We start from the raw sequence: 11,060 nt of genomic DNA on the forward strand, positions 1-11,060 counted from the left end.
CATTCGATCCTGGGCGCGGAAGTGGCGCGCGAATTGTGCCCGCGGTTCGGCCTCAACGAAAACGAGACCGAGCTGGTCGCCTGGCTGGTGCTCCATCACCTGTTGATGAGTCACACCGCGCAGAAGCGCGACCTGACCGATCCCAAGACGGTGGAGGATTTCGTCGCCACGGTGCAGGGGCTGGAACGGCTGCGCCATCTCGCCATCCTGACCGCCGTGGACATCCGCGCCGTGGGGCCGGGAACCTGGAACAGCTGGAAGGGTCAGCTGCTGGGCGAGTTGTTCGACCTATCGCAGGAGCGCTTGAGGCTCGGCCATGCGCGGCATGGGCGGCACGAGCGCGTGGCGGCCAAGCGCGCCGAGGTTTCCGAACGGCTGGGCGCGCGCAGCGATCTCGTCGCCAGCGTGGGCGAGCGGTTGGACGATGCCTACTGGATCGCCGAACCGGCCGATATCGCCGCGATCAATCTGGTCCATTACCACGCCGCGCGCGAGGCCGATCACGCGCTCTCGATCCATTGCGAATTCTACGAGGAGCGCGGCGCCACGCTGGTGACAGTGATCGCCGCCGACCATCCCGGCCTGTTCTATCGCATCGCGGGCGGCATCCATTTGGCGGGTGGGAACATCATCGACGCGCGCATCCACACTTCTCGCGACGGCTGGGCGGTCGACAATTTCCTCGTGCAGGATCCGCACGGTCGCCCCTTCATGGAGGAGGGCCAGCTCGAACGGTTGAAGAAATCGATCGCCGATGCGCTCGCCAACCGGATCGACCTGGAACCGCGCCTGGCCCAGCGCCCGCTGCCCCACAGCCGGTCCAAGGCGTTCGACGTCGATCCGCGCATCGTGTTCGACAACAAGGCCTCGAACCGGTTCACCGTGATCGAAGTCAATGCGCGCGACCGCTCGGCGCTTCTCAACCGCCTCAGCCGGGCGCTGTTCGAAGAGGGGCTGGTGGTCCAGTCGGCGCATATCACTGCCTATGGAGAGCGCGCGGCGGATACCTTCTACGTCACCGACGTAACCGGCTCTAAAATCACCGGCGAGGCCCGTCTCGCCCGGATCGAGGCCGCCCTGCTCGAAGCGGCAAGTGATGCATTACAGGCACGGTTGGAGGACGCTTGAACGGCGCCTGTCGATAGATTGTTGCAAGTTTGCCGTGCATAGCTATGCAATCATGTCATAACCATAAAACTCAGGAGAGAGTGCATGAAATCCCAGTTCGCGTCGTTACGCGTGCTCGCCCTGCTTGGGGCCGGTGCGGCGATGATTCCCCAAGCCGCCTATGCTCAGGACCAGTCTCCCGACGGTCAGCTCGAAAACGCCGATGTCGAAGACAACAATGTCATCATCGTGACGGCGCAGGGCCGTGCGCAGGTTCTGGCCGACGTTCCCGTGGCCGTTTCCGCCGTTTCGGGCGAAACGCTGCAGAATTCGGGCACCAGCGACATTCGCGAACTGAACCAGGTCGCCCCCTCGCTCCTCGTCTCCTCGACGGGTAACGAAGCGAACGGATCGGCCCGTATTCGCGGCATCGGCACCGTCGGCGACAATCCCGGCCTCGAAAGCTCGGTCGCAGTGTTCGTCGACGGGGTCTATCGTTCGCGTTCGGGTAGTGCGCTGTCCGAACTCGGCCCGCTCGACCGAGTCGAAATCCTGCGCGGCCCGCAGGGCACGCTCGGCGGCCGTAACGCCTCTGCCGGTCTCATCAGCATCTACACCGCGCCGCCGGAATTCCAGTTCTCGGGCTACGGTGCCTTCACCTACGGGAATTACGACGCGATTAAGGTCGAAGGCGGCGTGAACGTGCCGCTCGGCGACACCATCGCTGCGCGTGTCGACGGCGTTTATTTCGAGCGTGACGGCTTCTACAACGATGTCGTCAACGACGTGAAGATCAACAATCGCGACCGGTATCTGGTGCGGGGCCAGTTGCTGTTCGAACCGACCGAGAACCTGACCTTCCGCCTGGTCGGCGATTATTCGAAGAAGGAAGAGGCGTGCTGCGCCGCGACCTTCGTGCAGCCCGATTTCGCACCGCTGGCCCGCGTATCGCCCGGACTCGATCCGTTCACCCGCCCGGTCGGCGGGTCGCCCGCGCTGACCAGCACCGGCAACCCGATCGTCAACATCCTGCTCGGCCTCGGCCAGAATCCCAACGCGCTGACCCAGTCGACCTTCAACCGCGATATCTACATCACGCCCGGTCGCAGCTATGACGGCGAAACCGAGGATTACGGGGTTTCCGGCGAACTTAACTGGGATTTCGGCAATGTCACGCTGACCTCGATCACCGGCTATCGCGAATATTCGAACTTCCAGGGCTCGGACACCGACTACACGCAGGTCGACCTGCTCTATCGCGCGCCCAACGAATTCGGCGGCGCGCGCGCGTTCGAAACCTTTACCCAGGAACTGCGCCTGTCCGGTTCGGTCTTCAACGACCGGCTCGACTGGCTGGTCGGCGGCTATTACGCCAATGAAGACCTGACGGTTAAGGACAATCTGCGGTTCGGCACCCAATACGGCACCTTCGCCAATTGCCGTATCGCTCTGGCGATCAACCCGGCGCTCGCCAACCCCGGTGCCGCCAATTGCTTCGGCCCCAATATCGCGGCGCTGACGCTCGCGAATGGCGGTGCTGGCGCCTTCGGCCCGGCGACGCCGCTGATCGTGGGTGCGATCAACAATCTCGCCCAGGTCCGCGATCGCGGTTCGACCGGCGACCAGTACAATCAGAACAGCGAAAACTTCGCGCTGTTCACGCACAACATCTTCCACATCACCGACAATATCGATCTGACGCTTGGCCTTCGTTACACCAACGAAACCAAGACGCTGGACGCCACGTTCGGCAACGACAACGTGTTCTGCCCGGCAAACCGTGCCCTGCTGCGTCCGCTGCTTACCAATCCGGCGCTCGGCGGCTTGGCGGGTGGCCTGCTGGCGCTGTCCTGCCAGGGCAATTCGACGTCCGAATTGAACGGCGTTTCCATCTCGGACGAGCGGGACGAGGACGAATTCACCGGCACGGCGATCCTGAGCTGGAAGCCGACCCCCGACCTCATGACCTACGCGTCCTATTCGCGCGGGTACAAGGCGGGCGGCTTCAACCTCGACCGTTCGGCACTGTCGAACCCGGTGGCGTTCAACGCCGCCGCGATCAATCCGTCGGTGCTGCAGTTCGCGGAAGAGACCGTGAATGCCTACGAAGTCGGCGCGAAGTACTCGACCCGCGAATTCGGGCTGAGCCTCGCGGCGTTCCGCCAGGAATTCACGAATTTCCAGCTGAACACCTTCAACGGTTCGGTCTTCCTGGTGCAGAACGTCAATTCCTGTGACGACAATCTGGGCGGTGCCGATCAGGATGCCAGCGCCGCTACCGGTGCCTGCAATCCCGACGCGGTGGCCCCCGGCGTGATCGCGCAGGGCGTGGAAGTCGAAGCGACGGTCAACCCGATCCGCGATCTGGGCTTCACCTTCGGCTTCACCTATTCCGACACCAGCTATGAAGACAATCTGATCGGGAACGACAGCGGCGTGCCGCTCGATCCGGCGCTGCGTCTGCTGCCGGGCGACAATCTGTCGAACGCGCCGCAGATCGTGGCGACCTCGTCCGTCACCTGGACGCCGCCGCTCGGCGAGAGCGGAATGAAGGGCCTGGTCTTCTTCAACGTCCGCATGACCAGCGATTACAACACCGGTTCGGACCTGCTCTACGGCAAGGAACAGGACGGGTATGCGATCGTGAACGGCCGTATCGGCCTCACCAACATCGCCGATCGCTTCGCGGTGGAAGGCTGGGTGCAGAACCTGTTCGACGTGGATTACACGCAGGTCGCGTTCAACACCTCCTTCGTGGCGCCGCAGCAGACCTTCTCGGCCTATCTCGCCGAGCCCCGGACCTACGGGATCACGGTGCGCGGCAAGTTCTGACCGGTTTACCGATTGGAGAGGAGAAGGGCGCCCCGCGAGGGGCGCCCTTTTTCGTATCCGACCGATTGCCTTGGGAACGGTGGGACGTCAGTCTCGCGGGCCGAACAGCGCCGTGCCCACGCGCACATGCGTCGCGCCAAGCATGATCGCAGTCTCGTAATCCCCGCTCATCCCCATGCTGAGATCGGGGAGGCCATGATCCAACGCCAGCTTGCCGAGCAGGGCGAAGAAGGGCGCGGGTTCGATATCGGCGGGCGGCAGGCACATCAGGCCGCGCACCGGAATATCGGCGTCGCGCGCCTGGTCGAGCAGGCCGGACAGTTCAGCGACCGGGCAACCGCCCTTCTGCTTCTCGTCGCCCACATCGACCTGGACGAAGCAGGGCACGCGCCGACCGGTCTTGTCGAACGCCTTGGCGAGCGCCTTGACCAGGCTCGGCCGGTCGAGCGCGTGGATGCAATCGAACAAAGCCACCGCATCCTCCGCCTTGTTCGACTGGAGCTGGCCGATCAGATGCAGTTCCGCGTCGGGAAACCGTTCGCGCAAGCCCGGCCATTTCGCCTGCGCTTCCTGCACCCGGTTTTCACCGAACGCGCGCTGCCCCTGTTCGAGCAGCGGCTCGATCTCCCCGGCGGAGCGAGTCTTGCTGACCGCGATCAAAGTCACCTCGTCGGGCTCGCGGCGGGCGATCTTGCAGCTATGGGCGATCGCCTCGCGAACATGGGCGAGTGGGGTTGAAACGGGGGCGCGTTCGGACATGGGGCGCGCTATAGCGGTTGCGTGACACAGTGCCAGCCTTCCGCCGATCTGCCTTGCCTCTGGCTCCTGTCCGATGCGCGCAACGATGCGCAGCTCGAGGATTCGCTCGACCGCCTGCCGCCGGGATCTGGCTTCGTATACCGGCACTATAACCTCGCCCCCACAGAGCGCGCCGCACGGTTCGAGGTGCTGGCGGAGCATGCGAGAGAGCGCGGCCATCGCATCGTCCTGTCGGGCACTCCGGCGCAGGCCCAAGAATACGGCGCGGACGGAATCTACGGCGCCACCGACCGGATCGGCCCGCCTCGCCCCGGCCTTCTGCGGCTCGCCACCGCGCATGATGCAGGCGAACTGGCCGCAGCTGAGCGCGCGCGGGCCGATGGCGTGTTCCTGTCGCCGGTCTTTCCCACGCGCTCGCATCCGGGCGGCGCATCGCTGGGGCGCGAGACATTTCTCGCCCTCGCCCGGTCCACCACTCTCCCCGTGATCGCTCTGGGCGGAATGACGGTTCATCGCGCCGCCGCGCTCGACTGGCCGCGCTGGGCCGCCATCGACGGTCTGACCCGTCTGCCGAACAGCGCTTGACCTCGGACTCCTGCCCCACTCATAACAGTACCGAGCCGCATAGGGGGCGCCCTAGTACGAGACAGGGCGGGAAGGATCTTTCATGGCAAGCCAGGCAATGACGGTAACCGACTGGAAGGCCGCCTTCCGGCGCTCGCTCCGGCGTGCAGGCCAGATCGCGGGTGCCGCCGTGCTGAGCCTCGGCACGCTGTTCCTGGCCCTGTCGCTCGCGAGCTATGCGCAGACCGATCCCAGCCAGTCCACCGCCGCCGCCGATAGCGATATCGCCAACTGGATGGGATCGAGCGGCGCCTGGGCGGCGGAACGCGCGCTGTATTATTTCGGCCTCACCGCCGTGCTGTTGCTGCCACTGCTCTATATTTCAGCCCGCCGGTTGTGGCGCGGGATCGAGACCGACAGTTCCGCCGATGAAGGCCGCTGGTGGCGGCCCTTCGCCATGCTGCTGGCCGCCATGGTCCTGCTCGCCACCGTGCTCGCGCTGGTGTTCGAAGGCAGCGCCAATGGGCTTCCGGCCGGGTTCGGCGGGCTCGCGGGCCTGCTGGGCGCGGGCGGGATCGAGGCCGTGGCAGGGCGCTTCCCCGAAGGCGCGTCGGGCTGGATCATCGCGCTCGCCGGGATCGTCGCACTGTTCGGCGGAGGGGCGCTGGTCACGCGCGTCTTCGCGATCGACTGGGTGCAATTCCTGACTCTGCCCGAATTCCTGCGCCGCGCCCCGCGCATCGCGGACAAGATCGCCGACAGCGAGATCCTTCCTCTCCCCCGCCGCAAGGAACGCCGCGCGCGAGCCGAAGAAGCTGCCGAACCGCTTGCGGAAGAGCCCGCTTCGCCCCGCCGCGCACCCGAAATCTCCGATCCCACGTCCGCGCCGCGGCGGGCGGAACCGGCGGCCAAGCCCCGCCAGCGCGACATGTTTGCCGAATACGATCTGCCCAGCCTCGACCTGCTCGCCGATCCGGGTGAACAGAAGGTCGCGAAGCTCGACAAGATGGCGCTGGAGCGGAACGCCCGCCTGCTCGAAAACGTGCTCGACGATTTCAACGTCAAGGGCGAGATCGTGGCGGTGCGCGCCGGCCCGGTCGTGACCATGTACGAGCTGGAACCCGCGCCGGGCATCAAGGCCAGCCGCGTGGTGGGCCTCGCCGAAGATATCGCCCGCAACATGTCCGCGATCAGCGCGCGCGTATCCCCGATTCCGGGCAAGACCGTGATCGGTATCGAACTACCCAATGCCGACCGCCAGACGGTCGCGTTCAAGGAACTGGCCGAATCGGAAGATTTCGCGGAGGCCAAGGGCAATCTGCCCATGATCCTGGGCAAGGATATCGCGGGCGAACCGATCATCGCCGATCTCGCCGCCATGCCCCACCTGCTCGTCGCGGGCACAACCGGGTCGGGTAAGTCGGTGGGGCTGAACTGTATCCTCTTGTCGCTGCTCTATCGCTTCACGCCGACCGAGTGCCGCCTGATCCTGATCGATCCCAAGGTGCTGGAGCTCAAGAGCTACGACGATATCCCGCACCTCCTCTCCCCCGTCGTGACCGAACCGCACAAATCGGTGCGTGCTTTGAAATGGGCGGTGGGCGAGATGGAGAAACGCTATCGCATGATGTCCAGCGTCAATTCGCGCAACATCCATTCGTTCAACGAAAAGGTGAAGGCCTCGATCGCCAAGGGCGCGCCGCTGGGCCGACGCGTCCAGACCGGCTTCGATCCCGAAACCGGCGAGGAGATCTACGAGGAAGAACAGCTCGATTACGAAGTCCTGCCCCAGATCGTGCTGATCGTGGACGAGTTGGCCGATCTGATGGTGACCGTCGGCAAGGAAATCGAGGTGCTGATCCAGCGCCTCAGCCAGAAGAGCCGCGCGGCGGGCATCCACCTCATCATGGCGACGCAGCGCCCCTCGGTCGACGTCATCACCGGCGTCATCAAAGCGAACCTACCGACCCGGATCAGCTTCAAGGTCACCAGCCGGATCGATTCGCGCACCATCCTCGGCGAGCAGGGATCGGAACAGCTGCTGGGCAAGGGCGATATGCTCTACAAGCCCAATACCGGTGCGATGGTGCGTGTGCATGGGCCCTTCGTGTCCGACGAGGAGGTCGAGGCGGTGGCCGATCACTGGCGCGGCCAGGGCACGCCCGACTATGTCGATGCCGTCACGGAAGAGCCGGAGGAAGGCGGCGGCTTCGGCTTCGACGACGAGCTGACGGCGAGCGACGATCCCGAAGAGCGCAAATATCGCCAGGCCTGCCAGATCGTATTCGAGAACCAGAAGGCGAGCGGATCGTGGCTCCAGCGCCAGATGGGCGTGGGCTACAACACGGCGGCGAAATGGATCGAGCGGATGGAAAGCGAAGGCCTCGTCAGCGCATCCGACCATGTCGGCCGCCGCGAGATCTTCCGCGATCGCGACGGGAACCCGATCTAGACGCCCGGCGCGGATCGAAGCGCCCGAACGGGGGAGTGGCCTGAAATGCAAGATGCCGCGCGGATGCCGATCCTGGCCGGAGCGATCCTGTTCCTGCTGGGCCTGATCGAAGGGGTGCTGGTCCAGTCCTTCCTCAATCCGCGCATGGCGCTGTCGGCGCATCTGACCGCCGTTCAGAGCGGCATTGCGCTGATGATCTTCGGCCTGGTCTGGCGCTGGGTCGCGCTGTCCTCGCTCTGGTCCGCCGTGGCGCGCTGGAGCGTGGTGGCGGGCATATACGCCCTGTGGTTCGGCCTCACCCTGTCGGCTGCGACCGGTGCGGGCGACAGCCTGCCGATCGCGGGTGCCGGTTACGATGCCGGCCCGCTCGCGCAGACGATGGTCTCGGTTCTTGTGCTCGGCGGAATCGCCGGAATGACGGTGGGATGGTCGCTCTTCGTGGTCGGACTGGTGCGAGGCTTCCGCACGGAACGATGAAAGCGCCTTTCGATCGAAAGGCTTTCACCGCAGGTTCGGTTGTGTATTATCTGGGCAATACAGGTGTATCGTCCAGATAAGGGGAACCTCACATGACCATGCTTCGTAAAGCCAGCCTAACCGCTCTTGCCGCCGGGCTGCTGTCCGGCACGCCCGCTCTAAGCCAGGACCCTTCGATGACATCACCCGCCGCGACCGCCCCTGCCGGGCAGGATCTGTCCGCCTATCCGCTGATCGCGCGCGAGGCGCTGTTCGGCAATCCGACGCGCGCCTCCGCTCAGATCAGTCCTGACGGCGCGTATCTGACATGGCTTGCGCCCAGGGACGGGGTGCTGAACATCTGGCTCGCCCCCGCTGACGATCCCGATCAGGCGCGCGCCATCACCGGCTCCACCGACCGGCCGATCCGCCAGTATTTCTGGGCGCCGGACGGAAAGAGCGTGCTCTACGTTCAGGACAAGGGCGGGGACGAGAACTTCCTGCTCTACGGCGTGAACGTGGAAACGGGCGCGGAAACCACGCTGACTCCGTTCGAGGATACGCGCGTCCAGATCATCGGCGCATCGACCACGATCAAGGACGCCATTCTGGTCAGCCTCAACAATCGCGATCCGCGCTTTCATGACGTCTATCGCCTCGACCTCGGCTCGGGAGAGCTGACCAAGCTGATCGAGAACGAAGGCTATGCGGGCTTCATGGCCGACGACAATCTCGACGTGCGGGTGGCGCTGCGCCCCAACCAGACCGGCGGCATGGATGTCTTCAAGGTCGAAGACAATGTGATCGCGCCGGAACCCTTCAGCTCCACCGACATGGAAGATTCGCTGACGACATCGCCCGCCGGCTTCACCACCGACGGCAAGACCATGTATTGGTACGACAGCCGCGGGCGGAACACCGCCGCGCTCGTCGCCATGGATGTTGCCACGGGTGAGACTCGCGTTATCGCGGAGGACGAGCGCGCCGATATCGGCGGTTCGATCCGCGATCAGGATACCGGCGAGATCGAGGCCTATTCGGTCGATTACCTCAAGACAGAGTGGACCGCGACCGATCCCGACATCAAGGCCGCGCTGGATTTCCTCGATGCCAATCTGGAAGGGCAATACGGGATCCAGTCGCGCACCGACGACGATCGCAAATGGATCGTGGGCAACGATCCGGTGGTCGAGCCGAGCGCCGCCTATCTCTACGATCGCGACGCCGGAACACTGACGCGGCTCTATGTGGGGCGCCCCGAACTGGAAGACGCGCCTTTGCAGCCGATGCACACGCTAGAACTGACGAGCCGCGACGGGCTGACGCTGCCGAGCTACCTCACTCTGCCGCCGGGCAGCGACAGCGATGCAGACGGTGTGCCCGACAGCCCGGTGCCGATGGTGCTGCTGGTCCATGGCGGACCCTGGGCGCGCGACGGCTATGGCTACAATGCCACCCACCAATGGCTCGCCAATCGCGGCTATGCGGTGATGAGCGTCAATTTCCGTGGCTCGACCGGATTCGGCAAGAATTTCATCAATGCCAGTAATCTCGAATGGTCGAAAAAGATGCATGACGATCTGATCGACGCGGTCGAATGGGCGGTGAACGAGGGCATCGCGCCGCGCGATCAAGTGGCGATCATGGGCGGGTCCTATGGCGGCTATGCCACGCTAGTGGGCCTGACCTTCACGCCCGAAACCTTTGCCTGCGGCGTGGACATCGTCGGGCCATCGAATCTCGAAACGCTGCTGTCGACCATTCCGCCTTATTGGGCCCCGCTGATCTCGCAATTCCATGACCGGATGGGCAATCCCAACACGGAGGAAGGGCTGGCGCTGATCAAGGAAGCCTCCCCCCTCTACAAGGCGGACCGGATCACCAAGCCGCTGCTGATCGGCCAGGGCGCGAACGATCCGCGCGTCAATCAAGCGGAAAGCGATCAGATCGTGGCAGCCATGGAAGAGCGCGGCATTCCGGTGACCTATGTCGTCTATCCGGATGAGGGCCACGGCTTCGCCAAGCCTACCAACAACATCGCCTTCAACGCCGTGACCGAGAATTTCCTCGCCGCGTGCCTCGGCGGACGGGCGGAAGCGATCGGCGATACGCTGGGCGCTTCGACCGCCGAAATCGTGACCGGGGCCGAGTTCGTCGAAGGGCTGGAGGCCCAACCGGGCGGCTAGGCGCGCCGATCGAGCGAGGGGATGGCGGCGAGGAAATTCGTGATTTCCAGCCGCCGCCTCTCTTCGAGAGCCAGCTCGCCGTCCACGCCGAGCCGCCATTGCAGCGCGCGGCTTTCCGGCTCGCAATCGAGCGCGTCGTAGAGCCGGGCCTGCTCCTCGACCTCGCCCTCGCTCCGCGCGAGATCCGCTTTCACCAGCGCATCGCTTTCGCGGCGCAGAGCGTCAGCGATTTCAGCCAGGCTCAGTTCGGGATGATACTGCACGCCCCAGAAGATGCCCCGATCGTGGCGGATTTCGGCGGCCTGTACCGGCGTGACCGCATTGCCCGCCAGCACCAGCGCGTTGTCGGGCAGGCACTCGACCTCGTCGGCATGGAGCGCGGGCGCATCCCACACGGCGGGACGCCCGGCGAGCAGAGGATGATCGCGCCCCTGCGCCGTCGCGGTGATCCGGCGCGAAATTCCCGCCTCCAACCGTTGGGGCATCCGACGCACCGTTCCGCCCGCCGCTGCGACCGCGACCTGCAATCCCGCGCAGGACCCGAAAGAAGGCGTCCCGCTGGCGAACACAGCCCGCATGAAGGCGAGCTGACGATCGACTACCGGACTGTCCTCGTAAACATGCAGCGGCGATCCCGTGATGAAGACCGCATCGTACGCCGCGATGTCCTTGGCCGAGAGCGGGAGCGCGCCATCGTCGGAGGG

At 64.9% G+C, this 11,060-nt stretch carries 7 protein-coding genes and 1 pseudogene; 6 read left to right on the plus strand and 2 right to left on the minus strand.

Annotated elements, in window-relative coordinates:
• Positions 1–1,128 (plus strand): annotated as a pseudogene (locus A3736_RS17365) (bifunctional uridylyltransferase/uridylyl-removing protein); the annotation flags it as partial.
• Positions 1,129–1,212: 84 nt separating this feature from the next.
• Positions 1,213–3,939: a TonB-dependent receptor gene (locus tag A3736_RS04210; protein WP_067679604.1), complete on the plus strand. Its 2,727-nt coding sequence runs from the start codon at positions 1,213–1,215 to the stop codon at positions 3,937–3,939.
• Positions 3,940–4,026: 87 nt separating this feature from the next.
• Here the strand turns inward: A3736_RS04210 and A3736_RS04215 are convergent, their stop codons facing one another.
• Positions 4,027–4,698 carry a YggS family pyridoxal phosphate-dependent enzyme gene (locus A3736_RS04215; protein WP_067679606.1) on the minus strand — a complete coding sequence of 224 codons (672 nt, stop codon included), beginning with the start codon at positions 4,696–4,698 and terminating at the stop codon, positions 4,027–4,029.
• A 21-nt stretch (positions 4,699–4,719) separates the two neighbouring features.
• Here A3736_RS04215 and A3736_RS04220 point away from each other — a divergent pair, with 21 nt between their 5' ends.
• The 4 genes from A3736_RS04220 (at position 4,720) to A3736_RS04235 (ending at position 10,356) form a co-directional block, all read left to right on the plus strand.
• A complete protein-coding gene (locus A3736_RS04220) occupies positions 4,720–5,283 on the plus strand; it encodes a thiamine phosphate synthase (RefSeq protein ID WP_067679608.1) in 564 nt (187 codons plus the stop codon).
• An 82-nt stretch (positions 5,284–5,365) separates the two neighbouring features.
• The gene (locus A3736_RS04225) at positions 5,366–7,714 is read left to right on the plus strand and encodes a DNA translocase FtsK 4TM domain-containing protein (RefSeq protein WP_067679610.1); all 2,349 of its coding nucleotides are present in this window, start codon (positions 5,366–5,368) and stop codon (positions 7,712–7,714) included.
• A gap of 45 nt (positions 7,715–7,759) precedes the next feature.
• On the plus strand, positions 7,760–8,191 hold the full coding sequence (locus A3736_RS04230; protein WP_067679612.1) for a hypothetical protein: 432 nt from the start codon (positions 7,760–7,762) through the stop codon (positions 8,189–8,191).
• A 92-nt stretch (positions 8,192–8,283) separates the two neighbouring features.
• On the plus strand, positions 8,284–10,356 hold the full coding sequence (locus A3736_RS04235) for a S9 family peptidase (RefSeq protein WP_067679616.1): 2,073 nt from the start codon (positions 8,284–8,286) through the stop codon (positions 10,354–10,356).
• On the opposite strand, the gene A3736_RS04240 is transcribed toward A3736_RS04235, so the two are convergent.
• Positions 10,353–11,060, minus strand: a 708-nt coding sequence (locus tag A3736_RS04240) for a type 1 glutamine amidotransferase (protein ID WP_067679619.1), incomplete at its 5' end; no start/stop codon positions are given. The genes A3736_RS04235 and A3736_RS04240 overlap by 4 nt on opposite strands.

Source organism: Erythrobacter sp. HI0063, from assembly GCF_001635685.1.
Classification (GTDB): Bacteria; Pseudomonadota; Alphaproteobacteria; order Sphingomonadales; family Sphingomonadaceae; genus Qipengyuania.

Coding starts and splice junctions, on each gene's coding strand:
- A3736_RS04210 (WP_067679604.1), top strand. CDS start 1,213: ATGAAATCCCAGTTCGCGTCGTTACGCGTGCTCGCCCTGCTTGGGGCC.
- A3736_RS04215 (WP_067679606.1), bottom strand. CDS start 4,698: ATGTCCGAACGCGCCCCCGTTTCAACCCCACTCGCCCATGTTCGCGAG.
- A3736_RS04225 (WP_067679610.1), top strand. CDS start 5,366: ATGGCAAGCCAGGCAATGACGGTAACCGACTGGAAGGCCGCCTTCCGG.
- A3736_RS04230 (WP_067679612.1), top strand. CDS start 7,760: ATGCAAGATGCCGCGCGGATGCCGATCCTGGCCGGAGCGATCCTGTTC.
- A3736_RS04235 (WP_067679616.1), top strand. CDS start 8,284: ATGACCATGCTTCGTAAAGCCAGCCTAACCGCTCTTGCCGCCGGGCTG.